22 protein-coding genes are annotated in these 18,946 nt (G+C 71.8%); 11 read left to right on the top strand and 11 right to left on the bottom strand.

Features of this window, described 5'->3' with window-relative positions; all coding sequences use genetic code 11:
- Nucleotides 1–39: 39 nt before the first annotated feature.
- From OHA84_RS21280 to OHA84_RS21265, 4 genes are read right to left on the bottom strand one after another with little or no spacing between them, the layout of a single operon-like run.
- Nucleotides 40–1,365, bottom strand: a complete 1,326-nt coding sequence (locus OHA84_RS21280; protein WP_053678951.1) for an NADH-quinone oxidoreductase subunit D — start codon at nt 1,363–1,365, stop codon at nt 40–42.
- Nucleotides 1,365–2,105: an NADH-quinone oxidoreductase subunit C gene (locus tag OHA84_RS21275; protein WP_053678949.1), complete on the bottom strand. Its 741-nt coding sequence runs from the start codon at nt 2,103–2,105 to the stop codon at nt 1,365–1,367. Before OHA84_RS21275 ends, OHA84_RS21280 begins: the two co-directional genes overlap by 1 nt.
- The gene (locus tag OHA84_RS21270) at nt 2,102–2,656 is read right to left on the bottom strand and encodes an NADH-quinone oxidoreductase subunit B family protein (protein WP_053678947.1); all 555 of its coding nucleotides are present in this window, start codon (nt 2,654–2,656) and stop codon (nt 2,102–2,104) included. Before OHA84_RS21270 ends, OHA84_RS21275 begins: the two co-directional genes overlap by 4 nt.
- Before the next feature lie 15 nt (nt 2,657–2,671).
- On the bottom strand, nt 2,672–3,031 hold the full coding sequence (locus OHA84_RS21265) for an NADH-quinone oxidoreductase subunit A (protein ID WP_053678945.1): 360 nt from the start codon (nt 3,029–3,031) through the stop codon (nt 2,672–2,674).
- Nucleotides 3,032–3,833: 802 nt separating this feature from the next.
- Between OHA84_RS21265 and OHA84_RS21260 the strand changes: the two genes are divergently transcribed.
- Nucleotides 3,834–4,703, top strand: coding sequence for a C40 family peptidase (locus OHA84_RS21260; RefSeq protein WP_266970208.1), 870 nt, complete (start codon nt 3,834–3,836; stop codon nt 4,701–4,703).
- Between the two features lie 601 nt (nt 4,704–5,304).
- Here the strand turns inward: OHA84_RS21260 and OHA84_RS21255 are convergent.
- Both OHA84_RS21255 and OHA84_RS21250 read right to left on the bottom strand, forming a co-directional pair.
- Nucleotides 5,305–6,279: a hypothetical protein gene (locus tag OHA84_RS21255; protein ID WP_266970210.1), complete on the bottom strand. Its 975-nt coding sequence runs from the start codon at nt 6,277–6,279 to the stop codon at nt 5,305–5,307.
- A 28-nt stretch (nt 6,280–6,307) separates the two neighbouring features.
- Nucleotides 6,308–6,715 carry a hypothetical protein gene (locus OHA84_RS21250; RefSeq protein WP_053678939.1) on the bottom strand — a complete coding sequence of 136 codons (408 nt, stop codon included), beginning with the start codon at nt 6,713–6,715 and terminating at the stop codon, nt 6,308–6,310.
- A gap of 246 nt (nt 6,716–6,961) precedes the next feature.
- Between OHA84_RS21250 and OHA84_RS21245 the strand changes: the two genes are divergently transcribed.
- The 5 genes from OHA84_RS21245 to OHA84_RS21225 all read left to right on the top strand — a co-directional run bounded on the left by OHA84_RS21245 (nt 6,962) and on the right by OHA84_RS21225 (nt 11,762).
- On the top strand, nt 6,962–7,447 hold the full coding sequence (locus tag OHA84_RS21245) for a hypothetical protein (RefSeq protein WP_053678937.1): 486 nt from the start codon (nt 6,962–6,964) through the stop codon (nt 7,445–7,447).
- Entirely contained in the window at nt 7,444–9,228 is a 1,785-nt protein-coding gene (locus tag OHA84_RS21240) for a peptidoglycan-binding protein (RefSeq protein WP_266970212.1), read from the top strand. Before OHA84_RS21245 ends, OHA84_RS21240 begins: the two co-directional genes overlap by 4 nt.
- Nucleotides 9,225–9,992, top strand: coding sequence for an ABC transporter ATP-binding protein (locus tag OHA84_RS21235; protein WP_078998935.1), 768 nt, complete (start codon nt 9,225–9,227; stop codon nt 9,990–9,992). Before OHA84_RS21240 ends, OHA84_RS21235 begins: the two co-directional genes overlap by 4 nt.
- Nucleotides 9,993–10,108: 116 nt before the next feature.
- On the top strand, nt 10,109–11,350 hold the full coding sequence (locus tag OHA84_RS21230) for an ABC transporter permease (RefSeq protein ID WP_266974017.1): 1,242 nt from the start codon (nt 10,109–10,111) through the stop codon (nt 11,348–11,350).
- Nucleotides 11,351–11,396: 46 nt separating this feature from the next.
- On the top strand, nt 11,397–11,762 hold the full coding sequence (locus OHA84_RS21225) for a hypothetical protein (RefSeq protein ID WP_266970214.1): 366 nt from the start codon (nt 11,397–11,399) through the stop codon (nt 11,760–11,762).
- Nucleotides 11,763–11,770: 8 nt separating this feature from the next.
- Here OHA84_RS21225 and OHA84_RS21220 read toward each other — a convergent pair whose 3' ends face one another.
- Nucleotides 11,771–12,079 carry a hypothetical protein gene (locus OHA84_RS21220; protein ID WP_266970216.1) on the bottom strand — a complete coding sequence of 103 codons (309 nt, stop codon included), beginning with the start codon at nt 12,077–12,079 and terminating at the stop codon, nt 11,771–11,773.
- Between the two features lie 185 nt (nt 12,080–12,264).
- On the opposite strand from OHA84_RS21220, the gene OHA84_RS21215 reads away from it, so the two are divergent.
- Nucleotides 12,265–12,672: a hypothetical protein gene (locus OHA84_RS21215; protein WP_266970218.1), complete on the top strand. Its 408-nt coding sequence runs from the start codon at nt 12,265–12,267 to the stop codon at nt 12,670–12,672.
- 151 nt (nt 12,673–12,823) lie between these two features.
- A complete protein-coding gene (locus OHA84_RS21210) occupies nt 12,824–13,069 on the top strand; it encodes a hypothetical protein (protein ID WP_266970220.1) in 246 nt (81 codons plus the stop codon).
- A gap of 70 nt (nt 13,070–13,139) precedes the next feature.
- On the opposite strand, the gene OHA84_RS21205 is transcribed toward OHA84_RS21210, so the two are convergent.
- The gene (locus tag OHA84_RS21205) at nt 13,140–14,423 is read right to left on the bottom strand and encodes a geranylgeranyl reductase family protein (RefSeq protein ID WP_053678931.1); all 1,284 of its coding nucleotides are present in this window, start codon (nt 14,421–14,423) and stop codon (nt 13,140–13,142) included.
- A gap of 97 nt (nt 14,424–14,520) precedes the next feature.
- Between OHA84_RS21205 and OHA84_RS21200 the strand changes: the two genes are divergently transcribed.
- Nucleotides 14,521–15,039, top strand: a complete 519-nt coding sequence (locus OHA84_RS21200; protein ID WP_053678929.1) for a GNAT family N-acetyltransferase — start codon at nt 14,521–14,523, stop codon at nt 15,037–15,039.
- Between the two features lie 21 nt (nt 15,040–15,060).
- Here OHA84_RS21200 and OHA84_RS21195 read toward each other — a convergent pair whose 3' ends face one another.
- Both OHA84_RS21195 and OHA84_RS21190 read right to left on the bottom strand, forming a co-directional pair.
- On the bottom strand, nt 15,061–16,062 hold the full coding sequence (locus OHA84_RS21195) for a glutaminase (RefSeq protein ID WP_078998933.1): 1,002 nt from the start codon (nt 16,060–16,062) through the stop codon (nt 15,061–15,063).
- Between the two features lie 6 nt (nt 16,063–16,068).
- Complete coding sequence (locus tag OHA84_RS21190) at nt 16,069–16,761, bottom strand: demethylmenaquinone methyltransferase (protein WP_266970223.1); 693 nt, start codon at nt 16,759–16,761, stop codon at nt 16,069–16,071.
- Nucleotides 16,762–17,005: 244 nt separating this feature from the next.
- Between OHA84_RS21190 and OHA84_RS21185 the strand changes: the two genes are divergently transcribed.
- Both OHA84_RS21185 and OHA84_RS21180 read left to right on the top strand, forming a co-directional pair.
- Nucleotides 17,006–17,935 (top strand): DUF3152 domain-containing protein, encoded by a 930-nt coding sequence (locus OHA84_RS21185; protein WP_266949151.1) that lies wholly within the window; start codon nt 17,006–17,008, stop codon nt 17,933–17,935.
- A 44-nt stretch (nt 17,936–17,979) separates the two neighbouring features.
- A complete protein-coding gene (locus OHA84_RS21180; protein WP_053678925.1) occupies nt 17,980–18,315 on the top strand; it encodes a helix-turn-helix transcriptional regulator in 336 nt (111 codons plus the stop codon).
- On the opposite strand, the gene OHA84_RS21175 is transcribed toward OHA84_RS21180, so the two are convergent.
- Nucleotides 18,281–18,943 carry a hypothetical protein gene (locus OHA84_RS21175; RefSeq protein ID WP_266970226.1) on the bottom strand — a complete coding sequence of 221 codons (663 nt, stop codon included), beginning with the start codon at nt 18,941–18,943 and terminating at the stop codon, nt 18,281–18,283. The genes OHA84_RS21180 and OHA84_RS21175 overlap by 35 nt on opposite strands.
- Between the last annotated feature and the right edge of the window lie 3 nt (nt 18,944–18,946).

The following is an 18,946-nucleotide window of genomic DNA, read 5'->3' as shown; positions in this document are numbered from 1 at the left end:
GGGGGGCCGGAGGGGTGTCCCCGCCGGAAAACGCGGTCGTCATCGGTCGACGCCTCCCATCACGGGGTCGATGGAGGCGACGGCGACGATCACGTCGGCGATCTGGCCGCCCTCGCACATCGCGGCCATGGCCTGCAGGTTGGTGAAGGACGGGTCGCGGAAGTGGACCCGGTAGGGGCGGGTGCCGCCGTCGGAGACGACGTGGACGCCGAGCTCGCCCTTGGGGGACTCGACGGCCGCGTACACCTGCCCGGCCGGCACCCGGAAGCCCTCGGTCACCAGCTTGAAGTGGTGGATGAGGGCCTCCATGGAGGTGCCCATGATGTTCCTGATGTGGTCGAGCGAGTTGCCGAGCCCGTCGGGGCCCATGGCCAGCTGCGCCGGCCAGGCGATCTTCTTGTCGGCGACCATGACCGGGCCCGGCTCCAGGCGTTCCAGGCACTGCTCGACGATCCGCAGCGACTGGCGCATCTCCTCCAGGCGGACCAGGAACCGGCCGTAGGAGTCGCAGGACTCGGTGGTCGGCACGTCGAACTCGTAGGTCTCGTAGCCGCAGTACGGGTCCGTCTTGCGCAGGTCGTGCGGGAGGCCGGCGGAGCGCAGGATCGGGCCGGTGGCGCCGAGCGCCATGCAGCCGGTCAGGTCGAGGTAGCCGACGTCCTGCATGCGGGCCTTGAAGATGGGGTTGCCGGTGGCGAGCTTGTCGTACTCCGGCAGGTTCTTCTTCATGGTCTTCACGAAGTCGCGCAGCTGGTCCATGGCGCCCGGGGGCAGGTCCTGGGCCAGTCCGCCGGGGCGGATGAACGCGTGGTTCATCCGCAGGCCGGTGATCAGCTCGAACACGTCGAGGATCAGCTCGCGGTCGCGGAACCCGTAGATCATGATCGTGGTCGCGCCCAGCTCCATGCCGCCGGTGGCGATGCACACCAGGTGGGAGGAGAGCCGGTTGAGTTCCATCAGCAGGACGCGGATGACGGTGGCGCGGTCCGGGATCTGCTCGGTGATGCCGAGCAGCTTCTCGACGCCCAGGCAGTACGCGGTCTCGTTGAAGAACGGCGTCAGGTAGTCCATGCGCGTCACGAAGGTGGTGCCCTGCGTCCAGTTCCGGAATTCGAGGTTCTTCTCGATGCCGGTGTGGAGGTACCCGATGCCGCAGCGGGCCTCGGTGACGGTCTCGCCGTCGATCTCCAGGATCAGGCGGAGCACGCCGTGGGTGGAGGGGTGCTGGGGGCCCATGTTGACGACGATCCGCTCGTCGTCCGCGCGGGCCGCCGACTGGACGATCTCGTCCCAGTCGCCACCGGTGACGGTGTAGACGAGGCCCTCGGTGGTCTCCCTGGAGGAGGCGTGGTTGGACGTGGACATCAGCTGTACGACCTCCTCTGGTCGGGAGCCGGGATCTGGGCGCCCTTGTACTCGATGGCGATGCCACCGAGCGGGTAGTCCTTGCGCTGGGGGAACCCCTGCCAGTCGTCCGGCATCATGATTCGGGTGAGGGCCGGGTGGCCGTCGAAGATCAGGCCGAAGAAGTCGTACGCCTCGCGCTCGTGCCAGTCGTTGGTCGGATAGACCTCGACGAGCGACGGCAGGTGCCGGTCGGCGTCCGGGACGGACACCTCCAGGCGCAGGATCCGCCCGTGGGTGAGCGAGCGCAGGTGGTAGACGGCGTGCAGTTCGCGGCCCTTGTCCCCGGGGAAGTGGACCCCGCTGACGCCGGTGCAGAGCTCGAAGCGCAGGGCCGGGTCGTCGCGCAGGGTCCGTGCGACGCGCACGAGGTGCTCGCGGGCCACGTGGAAGGTCAGCTCGCCCCGGTCGACGACCGTCTTCTCGATGGCGTGCCCGGGGACCAGGCCCTGTTCCTCCAGGGCGCCCTCGAACTCGTCGGCGACCTCGTCGAACCAGGAACCGTACGGGCGGCTCGTCGCGCCGGGCATGGCCACGGTGCGGACGAGGCCGCCGTAGCCGCTGGTGTCCCCGCCGGCCGCGGCGCCGAACATGCCCTTGCGGACGCCGATCACCTCGGGGCCGGTGGTGCCCCTGGGGGCGGGAACGTTGTTCCCGTCCCCGCTGCCGTTGCCGTTGTGCACGGCCGGGTCGTCGCTCACCGAAGGAGCCCCTTCATCTCGATGGTGGGGAGGGCCTTGAGGGCCGCCTCCTCCGCCTCGCGCGCCGCCTCTTCCTGGTTCACGCCGAGCTTTCCGCCCTGGATCTTCTGGTGGAGCTTGAGGATCGCGTCCATCAGCATCTCGGGGCGGGGCGGGCAACCGGGCAGGTAGATGTCCACGGGGACGATGTGGTCGACGCCCTGGACGATCGCGTAGTTGTTGAACATTCCGCCCGACGAGGCGCAAACGCCCATGGAGATGACCCACTTGGGAGCGGGCATCTGGTCGTACACCTGCCGCAGCACCGGCGCCATCTTCTGGCTGACCCGGCCGGCCACGATCATCAGGTCGGCCTGGCGCGGTGAGCCGCGGAAGACCTCCATGCCGAAGCGGGCCAGGTCGTACCGGCCCGCTCCGGTGGTCATCATCTCGATGGCGCAGCACGCCAGACCGAAGGTGGCCGGGAAGACGGATGACTTGCGCACCCAGCCCGCGGCCTGTTCGACGGTCGTCAGCAGAAAGCCGCTCGGCAGCTTCTCTTCCAGTCCCATGGAAAATTCAGCCCCTCAGTCCCATTCCAGGCCGCCGCGGCGCCACACGTAGGCGTAGGCGACGAAGACGGTGAGCACGAAGAGCAACATCTCGACGAGCCCGAAGATCCCCAGGGAGTCGAAGGTGACCGCCCAGGGGTAGAGGAAGACGATCTCGATGTCGAAGACGATGAAGAGCATCGCCGTCAGGTAGTACTTGATGGGGAAGCGACCGCCACCGGCCGGCACCGGAGTGGGCTCGATGCCGCACTCGTACGCTTCAAGTTTTGCCCGGTTGTACCTCTTTGGGCCGATCAGCGTGGCCATGACCACGGAGAAGATCGCAAACCCTGCGCCGAGGGCGCCGAGCACGAGGATGGGCGCGTACGCATTCACGCTCCTCGCTCCTTCCAGTCGTCCTTGACCGTTGGACCGCTGTGCCGGCGCCGAGTGACCCGCCTCCCGCGAAGATCACCCGAGTAGAAGGGGATCGCATGTGAGGCAGTTCACAAGCCGGACTGGTGCGCATCTTATGCCTGCCGGTCTGTGATCTGCGACACGGGTAACAACACCGAGTTTGTGATCTCCACCACCTGACGAACGATCATGAAGTCCGATGAGTGGTGATCTTCATACGCAAGGCATCCACATGATCACCAAAGGTGACATCCGGCCCCTTCGTTGCAGGTGGAAGGTGGTGCGCAATATCAAACGTTGGTCAGTGCAAGCAAATTGGCACCACTGCCACAGCAGTGGTAAAGGGATCCACACCCCCCGAACGAGGGGTTCGGGAGGAGTCGAGTGGACGTCGGGCCGGCCCGGGTAAAGGGGGATGGGCGGCCGGGTGAAGGGCACGCGGATCGTGTGCATCCGTTCACGAACCGCACGGGAACCTCACAGGCGGGTCACGGAGCGGCCACAGTGCCCGCACAGCGGTAGGTAACTGTGACCTGCGTCACGTGGAATCCGCGCCGCCGAAAGAGGGCTTGGCCAACTGTCCGGCGGAATGGTAGGCGCCGGATCAATTGGGACTTATCGCGGAAACCCCATGATCACAGGCTTGTGAGGGTGTGTCCGTTTCGCCCGTTACCGCGTCAATAACGGCCGCGACGCGTCCGGTTCGCGGCCTTCGCGCACAACTGTGGCGCACACCACGTTTCTTGAAGCGACCGGCCGCCCCCTGATAGCGGTTAGTCCCATGTCCCACACCGCTCACACACCCAGCCACCGGAAGCCCCGCCGCAGCGCCTCCAAGCTCGCGGTCCGCGCCGGCATCGCCGGTGGCGTCCTCAGCACCCTCGCCATGGCCGGCACCGCGAGCGCGTCCCCGTCAGAGCCCGTGGCCGAGACGACGCTCGAAATGCCCGTCCTCGACCTGGACCTGAGCGCCGATGTCGCGACGGCCGTCACCACGGCCGCCGAGAACACCCGCGCCGCCGCCGTCGAAGGCGAGCTGAACGTCCAGGAGGAGCACGCCCGCACGGGCGCCGCCGCCGAGGCGAAGCAGGCGAAGGAAGACGCCCAGCAGAAGGCCGACGCCGAGAAGAAGGCCAAGGAGGAGCAGGCGCGCAAGGCCGAGGCCGACCGCGCCAACCGCAGCTCCGCCCGCTCCTCGCTGGCGAACGCCTCCGCCTCGGACGACGATTCCTTCTCCCCCGGACAGAGCTCGGGTGGCGACTCCGACGAGGGCGGCAGCACGTCGAGGCCGGCCACCGGCTCCGCCGCGGCCATCGTCGACTTCGCCCGCGCGCAGGTCGGCAAGGCGTACGTCAGTGGCGCCACCGGCTCCTCCGCGTACGACTGCTCCGGTCTCGTCCAGGCCGCGTACCGCCAGGCCGGGATCACCCTCGACCGTGTGTCGCAGGCGCAGTCCACGGCCGGCACCTCGGTGTCGCTGAGCAACCTCCAGCCGGGCGACATCCTGTACTGGGGTGCCAAGGGCAGCGCGTACCACGTCGCCATCTACGTCGGCGGCGGCAAGTTCGTCGGTGCGCAGAACCCCAGCACCGGTGTCGTCGAGCGCAACCTGAGCTACGACATGCCGACGGGCGCCGTCCGCGTCCTCTGAGTCGTCGCGTCTCTTGAGTTGTCGCTGCCGCTTGAGCCGTCGCGTCCTCTTGAGCCGTCGCCGTCTCTGAAGCCTTCCCGGGCGTCCAGAGCTGCCTGGGGCCTTGTGTGGGACCCTCCGGGTCGTCCGAACCGCTCTCGGACGCCCTGAGGAGCCTTCAGGCACCCTCGGACACCCCGCGGCTGACCGCGCGTGCGCGGAAAGGGCCGGTACTCCCCCGCTCGGGGGTGGAGTACCGGCCCTTCCGCATGCCCGCGTCGTTTGGGATGCCCGCGTCGTTTGGGATGCCCGCGCCTCTTCGCCTGTCCGCGACGTTTCGCATGCCGCGTCCTTTTCGTGCCCGCGTCCCTTTTCGTGCCCGTCTTTTCGCGTGCCCGGGCCCGATCGGGGAACAGAAACCGCCGCCATCGGGTCGATTTCACGTTCCCCTGGCCGAAATGCGGGTGCGCCGGCGGACGGCACCCTCGACTCCCGCCGGGTTTCCCGTCCGCTTTTCCGTGCTCGCTTCCCGACGCGGGAATGCGCGATTCCGTGCGGAATACCCGTCACGACGCACACGGCCCCGGCCGAGAAGGCCCGGGTCGTGTCGTGGCGTGGCGGGTCAGGCCAGTGAGGCCGCCAGTTTGAATCGGGCGTCGCGCTGTTTCCTGTAGAGCGCGAGCGTCTCCGCGTTCTCCTCCACGAGCCCTTGCTGGTAGGCGGTCTCGACGGCCGCCCACACGCCCACCAGGTTCACCTCGCGCTTGCAGGCGACGTCCTCGCCGGCGACGGCGACCGCCTTGGGGCCGGCCTTGTCCGCCTCCAGGCCCAGCTTCTCGACGACCTCGTACGGAGTGCCGACACCGTCGTATCCGGCCTCCTCCATGCACGCGGACCAGTCCTTCAGGACGGCGACCACCCGGGAGTCCTTCTGGGAGCGGGTGTGCGCCTCGGAGGCGAGGCCGAAGGAGAAGAGCAGGTCGACGCTGTCCTTGGTGGGCGCGTACAGCTTGCGGTACCCCTCGCGCAGGCAGCCGCCGGCCGGCACCCGCTGCCCGCCGGCCTCGATCCCGCTGTCGGTCCGTTCGGCCTCCTCCTGGGTCCTCGGGTCCGGCCCGGAGGGGGTCGTCTCGCCCTGCCGGGTACCGAACAGCACCGCGGTCGCGCTCTCGGTGAGTTGCGGCGGGGCCGGCTTGGCCGAGTCCCCCGCCCCGGAGGCGTCGGCATAGCCGCGGGCCGCCGCCTGCGCGGGATCGGCGACCCCGAACAGGGCGCCGTGGCGGCCCTGTTCGGCCCCTCCCCCGGTGTCGGCCCGGCTCGCCGGCGGCTCGTAGGTGAATCCGTACCGGGCCATGCACAGGGCGATGAGCCGGTTCTGCACCGCCTCCATCCGCCGGGCTTCGGCGTCCGAGTCCGTGTAGGCGTCCAGGGGGAGGGAGAGGGCGGAGCCGGCGGGGTTCGCGGCGACGGGGCCGAGCGCGGGTTCGCGGGCGCCCTTGCCCTTCGCCCCGTCGTCGCCCGCGCAACCGCCCACCAGGACGGCCGTGGCCGTCAGGAGGGCGGCGGCGAGGGTCCGGCGGCGCCGGGCGTGGTGCATCAGCGGTTCCTCCGGGGGTGCGAGCGGCTCAGTACCAGCGAAGGGAGCTGATCGAGTTCTTGAAGTTGCTGGACGCGTCGCCGGTGTGACCGGCGGGGACGGAGCCCTGGATCCCGCCGTAGTTGCTGTTGGTGTAGACGTGGCGGCCCTTGATGTCCAGGCTCTTGTACGAGTACGTGTTGTCGTTCACGCCCTTGCCGAGGCCGCCGCAGCCCGAGGGGCCGTGGAACGTGTCGTTGTTCAGGTTGTCGTCGTCGTTGTTGCTGTCGAAGACGCACCCTCTCTGGCCGGAGTCCCAGTACAGCCCGAACTCGAACTGCTCCAGGTACCCGTCGTGCACCCACGCGGAAGCGGGTGAGGCCGTCGACACGAGCAGGGCGCCGGCGACGGCCACCGGGGCGAGCGCGAGACGCAGGACGCGCTTGTTCTTGTTCATTTGCACATTCCTCACTGTGGGAACAACAAAATGATCTCGACGCCAACAGCGCGACGCCCAGCGGGATTCAAGTGCAGAGCGGTTCCGGGCACAAGCCGATATCCCAGCCAACGGACTGTCAAAAAGCGTTCATCAAACGGAACTTGTGTGTCCGCAGGCCCCTCTCTATGATCGCGAATTGCGTTCGCACGTCATATCGCTCTGCGGCGCCCTCATCCACGTCCGCACCCCGAGGGAAGCGCCCATATGCGCAAGTACGTGCCCGTCACCGTCCTCGCCCTGGCTCTCGTGCTCGGTGCGTGCTCCGGCGGGAAGGAACCCTCCGCGAGCGACAGCCCGCCGCCCAGCCGGGAGGAGGTCGCCTACTACGACTGCCTCAAGGAACACGGCGTGCCGATCGTCCTCCTCGACTCCGGTACACCCCGGGTGGACAAGGACAAGCCGCACGACAACCTCGCCGCCGCCGAGAAGGCCTGCGAGAGCAAGGCCCCGAAGCAGACGCCCGTCACGAAGGTCGACCCCGAGGTGCTGGCCGCCGCCCGCGAGGAGGCCAGGTGCCTGCGGGCCGAGGGCGTCTCCTGGTACCCGGACCCGGACCCGGCGACGGGTACGTACGACCCTCGGGCCGTGACCCCGGAGCAGACGGCCGAACTGCGGACGAAGCACGCCGAGGCGACCCGCAAGTGCCGCCCCGACAAGGGCTCCGGCGGCAACGGCGTGCTCGGCGGGTGAACGAACCGGGGGACGTCGCGGTGGAGCCGGACGGGGACGGGGTGGAACCGGGCGACGGGGACGGGGTGGATCCGGGCGGGCACGCGCGGGACCCGGGCGGGGACGGGTCGGCCGGCACGGCCGACGCCGCGCAGGACGCACCTGACTCCGGGGCGCTCGGCTCCGGGGCGCTCGGCTCCGGGGCGCTCGGTCGGGGGGGCCGGGTGGTCCTCGGCGTCGTCGCCGGAGCCGCGCTCGTGGCGGTCGGTGGGCTGTTGGCCACCGTGCTGGTGAAATCGCCCGCGCAGGTCGCGGCGGAGACCGGGCCGCCCGCGCAGGGGTTGTTGACCGCCGAGGTCGAGCAGCGGGTGCTCGCGCGGACCGTGGTGACGCGCGGGACGGTCGTGGCCGACCAGAGCGTCGACGTGGCCCCCCAGCCGCGCGCCGGCGAGGGCGCGGCAGCGGCCGTCGTCACGAAGCTGCCGCTCAAGGCCGGGGACGCGGTCGCCGCCGGGCAACTGTTGGCGGAGGTCTCCGGGCGTCCGGTGTTCGCCCTGAAGGGGACCCTGCCCGTCTACCGCGACCTCAGGCCGGGTTCCACCGGCGACGACGTCGCCCAGCTCCAGCAGGCGCTGCGCGCGCTCGGACACGGGACCGGCGCCGACGCGAAGGGCGTGTTCGGAGCCGGTACGAAGGCCGCGCTCACCGCCCGCTACCGGGCCATCGGGTACGACCCGCTGCCCGCCGTGGCGGACGGCGGCGAGGCGGTCAAGGCCGCGCGGCAGGCCGTACGGACGGCGCAGTGGGCCGTCGAGGACGCCTCGGCCGACGCCGGGAACGGGGCCGGGGCCGGGAACGGGGCCGGGGCCGGGGGACGTTCCGGCACGCCGGCCACCGGCAGCCCCTCGGCCGGCCCCGCCTCCGGCGCCGGTGACGGCGAGACGACCGGTGTCGGTAGGACGGCCGGCAAGAGCGGCGGCGGCGAGGGTGACTCCGGTCGGGCCCTCGCGCGCGCCCGGCAGGCCCTCGCCGACGCCCGCGCCGAGCTGGCATCGGTCGAGGCCGCCGACGGGCCGATGCTCCCCGCCTCCGAGGCCGTGATCCTCGACTCCTTCCCCGCCCGGGTCAGCGGGATCGCCGGCCGGGTGGGCGGCCCCGTCTCCGGGCCGGTGCTCACCCTGTCCGCCGGTGAACTCGTCGTCGAGACGTACCTGAAGGACGACAAGAAGCAGCTCCTGCGCGCCGGCATGAGCGTGGTGATCGCCTCCGAGGCCACGGGGCTCGACGCCCGGGGCAAGGTCGCGCTGGTCGCCGGCGAGCGCTCGACCGGCCGGCCGGCGGGCGGGCAGCAGCCCGGGCAGGGCGGCCAGGGCGACGCCGCGGGCAAGGGCGGCGATCTCGGCTTCCGCATGGTCGTCCGCGCGGACCGACCGCTGCCCCCCGCTCTGGCCGGTCAGGACGTACGACTGACCATCGAGTCCGCCTCGACCGACGGGCAGGCCCTCGTGGTTCCCGTCACCGCGGTCTCCGCCACCGCGGACGGGGGCACGGTCGTCACCGCCGTGGGCGGCGACGGCACGCCGCGGCGCATCGAGGTCCGGGTGGGCACCAGCGGCGACGGCTACGTGGCGGTGACCCCGGTGCGGGCCGGCGCGCTCACCGACGGCGCCAAGGTCGTCATCGGGGCCGCCCCCAAGGACGGCGGGAACGGGCAGGACGGCGGGGACGGGCAGGGCGGTCGGGACGGCCAAGGCGGTCGGGACCCGAAGGGCACCGGGTCGCCGCGAAGGCCGGCCGAGTGAGGTTCCTCCCGCGCGCCCGCCGACGGTCCGGCGGTGCCTCCGACGATCCCGTCCCGGGTACCCCCGACGTCGCCGACCGCCCCGACGCCCCCGTCATCGAGTTCCGCGCGGTGGCCCTCACCTACCCGGGGCCGCCGCCCGTCGAGGCGCTCAAGTCCTGCGACCTGACGGTGCGGCGCGGCGAGTTCGTCACCATCGTCGGCCCCTCCGGCTCGGGGAAGTCCACCTTCCTCAACGTGGCGGGACTCCTGGACTCCCCCACCTCCGGCCGCTACCTCCTCGACGGGATCGACACCGGGCGGCTGCCCGACCACGCCCGCACCGCCCTGCGCGGCCGCCGCATCGGGTTCGTGTTCCAGTCCTTCCACCTGCTGCCCCACCGCAGCGCCCTGGAGAACGTCTCCCTCGCCATGCTCTACACCTCCGTCCCGCGCGCGCAGCGCCTCACCCGGGCCCGCGCCGCGCTCGACCAGGTCGGCCTGGGCCACCGGGCGGCGGCCGTCCCCGGTCGGCTCTCCGGCGGCGAGCGCCAGCGCGTGGCCATCGCCCGGGCACTCGTCGGGCGGCCCTCGCTGCTGCTGTGCGACGAACCCACCGGCAACCTCGACTCCGCCAACGCCGCCTCCGTACTGGCGCTGCTGGACGAGCTGCACGCGGCGGGGATGACCGTCATGGTGATCACGCACGACGCCGAGGTCGCGGCACGCGGCCGGCGGACCGTCACCGTCCGCGACGGCCGGCTGCGCGAGCGGGTGAGCCCGTGACCAGGCGCGACGGCGCGAACACGCACGGCGGTGCGGCCACGGGACACGGCGCGGACACGCACGACGGCGCGAACACGCACCACGGCACAGGCACAGGCACGCACAACGGCGCGGAGATCGGTGACCGTGCGCGCATCAAGCCGACCGGGCTGGCCGCCCGGGACGCCCTGTCCGAAGCGCTCGCCGGCATGCTGCGCCGCCCCGGGCGGGCCGTCCTCACCGCGCTGGGAACCGTGCTCGGCGTCGGCAGTTTCGTGGCCGTCCTCGGCCTGACCGCCACCATCTCCTCGCAGATCGACGGCCGGTTCAACGTACTCACCGCCACCGAGGTGACCATCGAGGACGTCGCCCCCGAGGTGAACGAGTTCGCCGGCTCCGGTTTCCCCGCCGACGCGGAGGAGCGGCTGCGCGACGTCGCGGGCATCCGCAACGCCGGAACGCTGTGGACCGTACGGCTCGATCCGGGCACGACGATCGGCGTCCTGCCCGCCGCCGGCGGCGGCACCACCACGGGCACCACCACCGGCACCGCGGTCGTCGCCGCCTCCCCGGGGGCCGTCGCCGCCCTGGTGCCCACCCTCCGGGAGGGCCGGCTCTACGACGAGTTCGCCGAGCGGAGCCGGCAGCGCGTCGTGCTCATCGGCAGCGGGGTCGCCGAACGCCTCGGCATCACCACCCTCACGACCCGCCCCGCGCTCTACATCGGCGAGGAGCCGTTCACCGTGGCGGGCGTCATCGCCGACGTGGAACGCAAGCCGGAGAACCTGCTCTCCGTCCTCGTGCCCCGGGCCACCGCCCGGGAGTTGTGGGGGCCGCCCGAGCCCGGCGGCGCCACCATGCTCCTCGACACCGAGCTGGGCGCCGCCCGGCAGGCCGCGGAGCTCGCCCCGCTCGCGCTGCGGCCCGACCACCCCGAGTACCTGAAGGCGGTACCGCCCCCGGACCCCCGGCTGCTGCGGTCCGGCGTGACCTCCGACCTGAGCGCCCTGTTCCTGCTGCTCGCCGGGATCTGTCTGGTCATCGGCGCGGTCGGCATCGCCAACACCACGCTCGTCGCGGTGCTGGAGCGGACGTCGGAGATCGGGCTGCGCCGTGCGCTGGGCGCCCGGGGGCGGCACATAGCGGCCCAGTTCCTCACCGAGTCCGCGACCCTGGGCACGCTCGGCGGGCTCGTCGGCACGTCGTTGGGCGAACTGACGGTGGTCGCCGTCTCGCTGGCCCGCGACTGGACTCCGGTGATCCATCCCGCCACCGTCGCGGCCGCCCCGCTCACCGGGCTCCTCACCGGCTTGTCGGCCGGGCTCTACCCGGCCTGGCGGGCGGCCCGTATCGAACCGGCCGAGGCCCTGCGAAGATAGTCGGGGCGCTCGCCCGACCGTCAACGACCCTGGAGGTGGTGGTCCCGTGCTCACCCGACGGCCCGCCGAGGACGCCGAGGTCGCCGACCGCGGCACCGGGGACCCCACCGCGTTGCCCGCCGCCGCGGGTCTGGCCCTGCTCGCGGTCGGTGGCTGGTTGCTGACCACCGCCCGCCCCTGGGCGAAGCCGGGGCACCCCGTCACGCTCGGGCTCGGTTGGACGGCCTCGGTCGCCCTGCTGGTGTGCGGGGTGGTGCTGTTGGCCCGCTGCGTGCGGACCGTGCACGGCGCTCCGTACGAGGACGGGTGCGCGGACGGCCACCCCGACCGGACCACCCCGGCCCGGAGCGGAGGCTCCCCCGACGGACCGGCCCGCTCGGCGCACGCCCCCGCCCGCCCGCCCGCGGACTGACCCGAGGGTCACCTGCTCGCCTCGCTCGTTCCCACCCGGTTCTCGACCGCCAGGCTGAACCACACCGTCTTGTGCGGCCCGTTCCCCTGGATCACGTCCCAGCCTTCGGCGTACTCGGCGATCAGCCGCAGCCCTCGCCGGCTCTGGCCGGTGGTCGACATCTCGGGGAGTTCCGCGGGCAGCGGGTTGCCGGCCTCGTCATCCATGACGCACACGAACACTCGGGCCTCGGTATTCGGCTCGCCGCCGTCGGGGAAGAGGTCTTCGCGAGCCGGATCGACACCGACGGCGATCACCTCGACTGGCGCCTGGACCAAAGCCTGATCAGCTGCTCACCGGTCCCCGTCGCCTTCTCTCCTACGGCCTGCTCCGGCAGATCGACACCGGGGGGACGCTGCTCGTCACCCTGTCCGGCTGGGGCGTCGCGCACGGGCTCGTTCGCCTCACGGTCGAGGCGAACGGAGTCGCGGAAGGCCGCTTCCTGCCCGGATACACCTCCTTCATGATCGCTCGCCCCCATGACCGGCCGCCGCACGGACCGTTCGAGCTACTGCCCGGGGAAGAGCGGCCGAGCCGGATCGACCCCGCCCTGCTCGACGACTGGACCGGTCGATTCGTCGGACAGCTCGCCGCACCCTCGGCCGAGCGCCTCGGCATGGGGAACGAACAGATCCTGCTCGACGTGGCCACTGGTTCGCGGGCCCGAACGCGACCGGCGGCCGACGGGAAGGGCTGGACCGTCGTCCGGCGCGGTCCGCTCGACCTGTGGAGCACCATCGAGGACGCGCTCATGCAGTGGCGGAGCCACGGCTCGCCACACCTGTCCGCCTTCGGAATGACGATCACGTCAGACGCACAGAAGGTCTGGCTCGACCTGCCGCACGGGCCAAGCTGGACGCTCCCCATCTGACGCCGTGGACAACGCCCCGCTCGCGCGCCGCCTGCGGTTCAGCGGCTGTCCCGCCAACTCGGCTGAATGATCGGGTCTTCGGGGCCACCTTGGTTCCACCGAGGTGGAGGTCGACCAGGAGATTCCCTACCGGCGGTATTACGTTTCAGGTATGAGCAGCCATGGAGCCCACCACCAGGCCGCCGGGCGGGCAGGCAGGAGATCCGTGTCGCCGGCGCAACCGTTGATCGAGGAAGTCGAGGAGCGCACCGGCAAGAGCGGCTCCCCCTCCGTCGTGGCCGAAGCCCTGGAGAAGCGGCTCGCCGCACAGAGGCTCCGTGAGGTAGTGGCTGCCGACCGCATGGCGTTCGGCCTCGTCTCCGCGGAAGCGCGGCGGCAGGCGGAACTGGAGTGGTGAGTAGGCACCTCAAGATCACTCCACGGGCCGGGCCGCTCGACTACCCGACGAGCGGCCCGGCCCGTCGCGATCAGGCCTTCGGCGCCACCTTCGAGAGGCCGTTGATGACGCGGTCCATCGCGTCGCCGCCCGTGGGGTCGGTCAGGTTGGCCAGCATCTTGAGCGTGAAGCGCATCAGCACCGGGTGGGTCAGACCGCGCTGTGCGGCGATCTTCATGACCTTCGGGTTGCCGATCAGCTTCACGAAGGCGCGGCCCAGCGTGTAGTAGCCGCCGTACGTCTCCTTGAGGACCTTCGGGTAGTTGTGCAGGGCCAGTTCGCGCTGGGCCGGGGTGGCGCGGGCGTGTGCCTGGACGATGACCTCGGCGGCGATCTGGCCGGACTCCATCGCGTAGGCGATACCCTCGCCGTTGAACGGGTTGACGAGACCGCCGGCGTCGCCGACGAGCAGCAGGCCCTTGGTGTAGTGGGGTTGGCGGTTGAAGGCCATCGGCAGGGCCGCGCCGCGGATCGGCTGCGTCATGTTCTCGGGGGTGTAGCCCCAGTCCTCCGGCATGGACGCGCACCAGGCCTTGAGGACCTCGCGCCAGTCCAGCTCCTTGAACGCGGAGGAGGAGTTGAGGATGCCCAGGCCGACGTTGGACGTGCCGTCGCCCATGCCGAAGATCCAGCCGTAGCCGGGCAGCAGCCGGTCCTGCGCGCCGCGCCGGTCCCACAGCTCCAGCCAGGACTCCAGGTAGTCGTCGTCGTGACGGGGCGAGGTGAAGTACGTACGGACGGCGACACCCATCGGGCGGTCCTCGCGGCGGTGCAGGCCCATCGCGAGGGAGATCCGCGAGGAGTTTCCGTCGGCCGCGACGACCAGCGGGGCGCTGAAGGTGACGGGGGTCTTCTCCTCGCCGAGCTTCGCCTGCACGCCGGTGATGTGGCCGGTGCGCGGGTCGCGGACGGGTTCGCCGACGTTGCAGCGCTCGTAGAGGCGGGCGCCCGCCTTCTGGGCCTGGCGGGCCAGGGTCTCGTCGAAGTCGTCGCGCTTGCGGACGAGTCCGTAGTCCGGGAAGGAGGCGAGTTCCGGCCAGTCCAGCTGGAGCCGCTGCCCGCCGCCGATGATCCGCAGGCCCTTGTTGCGGAGCCAGCCGGCCTCCTCGGAGACGTCGATGCCCATGGCGACCAGTTGCTTGGTGGCGCGCGGGGTCAGGCCGTCGCCGCAGACCTTCTCGCGGGGGAAGGAGGTCTTCTCCAGGAGCAGGACGTCCAATCCGGCCTTGGCGAGGTAGTACGCGGTGGTCGAGCCGGCGGGCCCGGCCCCGACGACGATCACGTCCGCGGAGTGTTCGGAGAGGGGCTCGGTCACTGCGGGGTCTCCCGAAGGCTCGATAAAGGGTGCCCAACGGCACCGGACACGTGCAGTCTATGCAGCGAGAGAGATCACGATCCGAAGGGTGCCTCCGATGACCACCTCGCCCGCCCGGCCGCTTCCCACCGTGCAGTTGCGCGTGCCCATCGACGAGGACGCCCGTGCCTGGCACCAGGTCTTCGCCGACACGGAGGTGATGGAGTTCCTCGGTGGCCCCGCCGAGCTGTCCATGTACGAGGAGTTCACCGCCCGCCAGCGGTTGCACGACGCCCGGCTCGGCTACTGCCTGTGGACCCTGCTGGACGAGGAGGGCGCCGTGATCGGTTTCACCGGTGCGCAGCCGTGGCCCGCCGAGAAGGAGTGGGGGCCGGTCGGGGAGATCGAGATCGGCTGGCGGCTGGGGCGCTCCGCCTGGGGCCGTGGGTACGCGTACGCGTCCGCGCTGGCCACGCTGGAGCGGGTACGGGCGGCCGGCGTGCCGCGCGTGGTGGCGATGATCGACGCCCGGAACGTGCGTTCGGTGGCGGTCGCGGAGCGGCTCGGGATGGACCTGGACGAGGAGTCCACGATGCCGGACGGGAACCCGGCCCGCCGCTACGCGCTGTCGCTGTAGACGCCGGCCCGGATCCGCCGGTCAGAAGACCGACAGGCCGGTCAGCGTCGTGAAGCGGTCGAGGGCCGCCACACCCGCGACCGAGTTCCCCTGGGCGTCGAGCCCCGGGCTCCACACCGCGATCGAGCACCGGCCGGGGACGACGGCGACGATCCCGCCGCCCACCCCGCTCTTGCCGGGCAGGCCGACGCGGTAGGCGAACTCGCCTGCCGCGTCGTAGGTGCCGCAGGTCAGCATCACCGCGTTGATCTGCTTGGCCTCGCTGCGCGTCAGCAGGCGCGTGCCGTCGGCGCGCAGCCCGTGCCGGGCCAGTACGCGTCCGGCGCGGGCCAGGTCGGCGCAGGTCATCTCGATGGAGCACTGCCAGAAGTAGTGCTCCAGCAGGGCCGGTACGGGGTTGTCGATGTTGCCGTAGGAGGCCATGAAGTGGGCGACGGCCGCGTTGCGGTCGCCGTGCGCCTGCTCGGAGGCGGCCACTTCGGCGTCGAACCCTATGGCCGGGTTCTCGCTCTCGTCCCGCAGGAACTGCAGGAGTTCGCTGCTCGCGTCGCCCGTCAGGGTCTGGAGCCGGTCGGTGACGACGAGGGCGCCCGCGTTGATGAACGGGTTGCGGGGGATGCCGTTCTCGTACTCCAGCTGTACGAGCGAGTTGAACGGGTTGCCGGAGGGTTCCCGGCCGACCCGTTCCCACAGGCTGTCGCCGCCCTCCGCGAGGGCCAGGGCGAGCGCGAAGACCTTGGTGATGGACTGGGTGGAGAAGGGGACCTGCCAGTCCCCCACCCCGTACGCGTTGCCTTCGAGGTCGACGACGGCCATCCCGAACTGTGCCGGGTCCACGGACGCCAGCGCCGGGATGTACTCGGCCGGGGTGCCGCGGCCGATCACCGGCGCGATGTCGGCCGCGATCCGCTCCAGCAGTCCCTGGTAGTCGAAGCGCACGGTCTCGGAGGGTTCCGGGCCGAGGAACGCGGGGCCGGAGGGCGCGGCGCCCGGGGGCGCGTCGTCGACGGGCGCGGCGGGCATCGTGTCCTACGCCTTGATGCCGCGGTGCAGGGCCACGATGCCGCCGCTGAGGTTGCGCCACGCGACCTTGGACCAGCCGGCCTTCTGCAGGAGCGCGGCGAGTTCCGGCTGGTCGGGCCAGGCGCGGATGGACTCGGCGAGGTACACGTACGCGTCGGGGTTGGGTGACATGGCGCGGGCCACCGGCGGGAGGGCGCGCATCAGGTACTCGGTGTAGACCGTCCGGAACGGCGCCCAGGTGGGCTGCGAGAACTCGCAGATGACGACCTGGCCGCCGGGCTTCGTGACGCGGTACAGCTCGCGCAGGGCGGTGTCGGTGTCCTGGACGTTGCGCAGCCCGAAGGAGATCGTCACGGTGTCGAAGGTGTCGTCCTTGAACGGCAGCTTCGTCGCGTCGCCGGCGGTCAGCGGCAGCCAGGAGTGCCGCTTCTTGCCCTCCTGGAGCATGCCGAGCGAGAAGTCGCAGGGGACGACGTACGCGCCGGTCGCGGCGAAGGGCAGCGAGGAGGTCGCGGTTCCGGCGGCCAGGTCGAGGATCGTGTGTCCGGGGCGGGCGCCGACGGCCTTGGCGACCTCCTTGCGCCACAGGCGGGCCTGACCGAGGGAGAGCACGTCGTTGACGAGGTCGTAGTTCGCCGCCAGCCCGTCGAACATGGAGGCGACTTCGTGCGGCTGCTTGTCCAGGGAAGCGCTGGTCACTGGCGTGGGCCCCTCGGGTGCGATGCGGTGCGATGCGGGTCTGGCTGCCATTCTCGCAGGCGGACCCGGCGCCACCCGCCGGGGGCACAACTGACCCGAAGGACAGTTACGCGTGATGGCCGGATCGGCTTTGACTGGTGCGCGTGTGACTCGAAACGGGTCGGACAAAAGCCATGTTCGTCGACGAAGCGCATGAAATGCCCGCTCGTGGACGACGTGGACCACGCGAACAGAAAGCTCCTGCATGCCGGAAGGCCATCCGACCAGACGTTCCCGCGGTGACGTGCGCGCCCTGCGCCGGGCCGCCGAACGGCGGCGACGACTGCACCGTACCCTCATCGGCTCCGCGGCAATCGCCGTCGCCTGTGTGACCGCCTACACCCTGCGCCCGCAGGACGGGACCGCCGCGGTCGCGGACGACCGACCGGCCGCGTCCGCCCCCACCCGGGAGGCCGAAGCGGGCGGACCCACGCCCGACGGCGGCTCCGAGCCGGCCCCGGACGGCGGGCGGACCAAGCCGCCGGCCTCCTCCCCGGCGGCCTCGCCGAAGCCCGAGGCCAAGGGCACGCCGAAGGGCTCGCCCCCGGCGAAGCCGTCCCCGTCCGTTCCGGCCACCGGGCCCGGGGTCTTCGCCGCGTCCACCGCCTCCGGCTCGCCCCAGGGCAAGGGGCGCGCGCTGCGCTGGCGGGCCGAGGTCGAGCAGGGCAGCGGAGTCGACCCGGAGGCCGCGGCCAGGTCCGTCGAGGCGATCCTCGGGGACCCGCGCGGCTGGACCCGTGATCCCGCGTACGGGTTCCGGCTCGTCGGCCCCGGGCAACCGGTGGACTTCACCGTGAAGATCGCCACCCCCACCACCACCGACCGGCTGTGCGAGGTCGTCACGCCCGAGCTGATCGGCGAGACCAACTGTCGCGCCGGTCACACCGTCGTGGTGAACCTCAAGCGCTGGCAGGAGGGGTCGCCCCAGTTCGACGGCCCCGTCGAGGAGTACCGGGCCCTGATCGTCAACCACGAGGTGGGCCACGAACTCGGCCGCGAGCACGAGACCTGCCCCGGCCCCGGCAAGCAGGCGCCCGCGATGATGCAACAGATCAAGGGCCTGCTCGGCTGCAAGGCCAACGCCTGGCCGTTCGACGCCGCCGGAACCTACCTGGCCGGCCCGAACGTCCCTTAGGCAGGGGGCCGAGCGCGTCGGCCGGGGGGCAAGGGGTGGAAACCGTGCGCAGCGTCAGCTTCAGCGTCCCGTCGTGGTTCCCCTCCCACGCCCCGCAGGCGCCGCCGCGGGTCCACCTCACCGACCAGGAGTCGGCGGTGTTCCTGTGGCTGGCCACCGGCGCCTCGAACGCGGAGCTGGCCGCGACGCTGCAACTGTCCGTCAGCACCGTCAAGTTCCACGTGCTGAACATCCGGAACAAGCTCGGCGGGGTGAGTCGCCTCCAGGTCTGCCTGCTGGCCGCCCTCGCCCGCGAGGGCGGCCGGCTCGACGACGACGTGCCCGACGACACCGTGTCCGGGGACGTCAGCGACGGCGGTGCAGCAGCCGTCCCCCGATGACCGTGGCCACACAGCTCGTCGCGCCCAGGGTGAGCAGTTCCGCCGGGTCGGCCGCCGCGAACACCGCGAATCGGGCCGGGGCGTCGGGCTCCAGGGCTCCGTGGAAGGCCTGTTCGGCCGCGTCCCGCCCGGCGAACGGGTCCAGGGAGGCTTCCCGCTCCGCCCCCCGCGACCCTTGGGCGCGCGCCGCCGGCGGCAGGACCGCCAGACCCGACCGCACCACCGCGGTCCGCACCGACGGGATCGTGAACCGGCCGGTCACCGCCACCACCCCGCGCGCCAGGAGTCTCTGCGTCCCGCGCCGGGCGCTGTTGCCCCACCGGGACTCGGTCATCGTGAGAGCGGCCAGGGCCTGCCCGCCGATCGGGTCGGCGCCGAGTTCGGCGACCTCGTACGGGTCGTCCGGGTAGTACGTGCGCTCCAGCAACTCGTCCGCGCCGCGCACCAGCAGCCCCGGGGTCAACACCCCGGGCCAGCGCCGGACCCGGGCGTGCGGATGCGCCGCGGCGAGCTCCTCGTACGGGCCCACCCCGGCGATCCGGTCGCCCTCGACGAGCACCGCGCCGCCGGGGAGCGGGGTCGAACCCGGTCCGGCGACGAGGAGGTCGGCGGTGTGCAGCGTCAGCATGGG

Source organism: Streptomyces sp. NBC_00513 (assembly GCF_041431415.1).
In the GTDB taxonomy this organism is placed as follows: Bacteria; Actinomycetota; Actinomycetes; order Streptomycetales; family Streptomycetaceae; genus Streptomyces.
This window is presented reverse-complemented; position numbering and strand designations above follow the sequence as displayed.

What these genes read in the sequence shown, in the direction of transcription:
- OHA84_RS21175 (WP_266970226.1), bottom strand. Translation starts at nt 18,943, where the DNA reads ATGCTGACGCTGCACACCGCCGACCTCCTCGTCGCCGGACCGGGTTCG.
- OHA84_RS21215 (WP_266970218.1), top strand. Translation starts at nt 12,265, where the DNA reads ATGATCGCTCGCCCCCATGACCGGCCGCCGCACGGACCGTTCGAGCTA.
- OHA84_RS21270 (WP_053678947.1), bottom strand. Translation starts at nt 2,656, where the DNA reads ATGGGACTGGAAGAGAAGCTGCCGAGCGGCTTTCTGCTGACGACCGTC.
- OHA84_RS21195 (WP_078998933.1), bottom strand. Translation starts at nt 16,062, where the DNA reads ATGCCCGCCGCGCCCGTCGACGACGCGCCCCCGGGCGCCGCGCCCTCC.
- OHA84_RS21185 (WP_266949151.1), top strand. Translation starts at nt 17,006, where the DNA reads ATGCCGGAAGGCCATCCGACCAGACGTTCCCGCGGTGACGTGCGCGCC.
- OHA84_RS21250 (WP_053678939.1), bottom strand. Translation starts at nt 6,715, where the DNA reads ATGAACAAGAACAAGCGCGTCCTGCGTCTCGCGCTCGCCCCGGTGGCC.
- OHA84_RS21210 (WP_266970220.1), top strand. Translation starts at nt 12,824, where the DNA reads ATGAGCAGCCATGGAGCCCACCACCAGGCCGCCGGGCGGGCAGGCAGG.
- OHA84_RS21200 (WP_053678929.1), top strand. Translation starts at nt 14,521, where the DNA reads ATGACCACCTCGCCCGCCCGGCCGCTTCCCACCGTGCAGTTGCGCGTG.
- OHA84_RS21280 (WP_053678951.1), bottom strand. Translation starts at nt 1,365, where the DNA reads ATGTCCACGTCCAACCACGCCTCCTCCAGGGAGACCACCGAGGGCCTC.
- OHA84_RS21255 (WP_266970210.1), bottom strand. Translation starts at nt 6,279, where the DNA reads ATGCACCACGCCCGGCGCCGCCGGACCCTCGCCGCCGCCCTCCTGACG.
- OHA84_RS21260 (WP_266970208.1), top strand. Translation starts at nt 3,834, where the DNA reads ATGTCCCACACCGCTCACACACCCAGCCACCGGAAGCCCCGCCGCAGC.
- OHA84_RS21245 (WP_053678937.1), top strand. Translation starts at nt 6,962, where the DNA reads ATGCGCAAGTACGTGCCCGTCACCGTCCTCGCCCTGGCTCTCGTGCTC.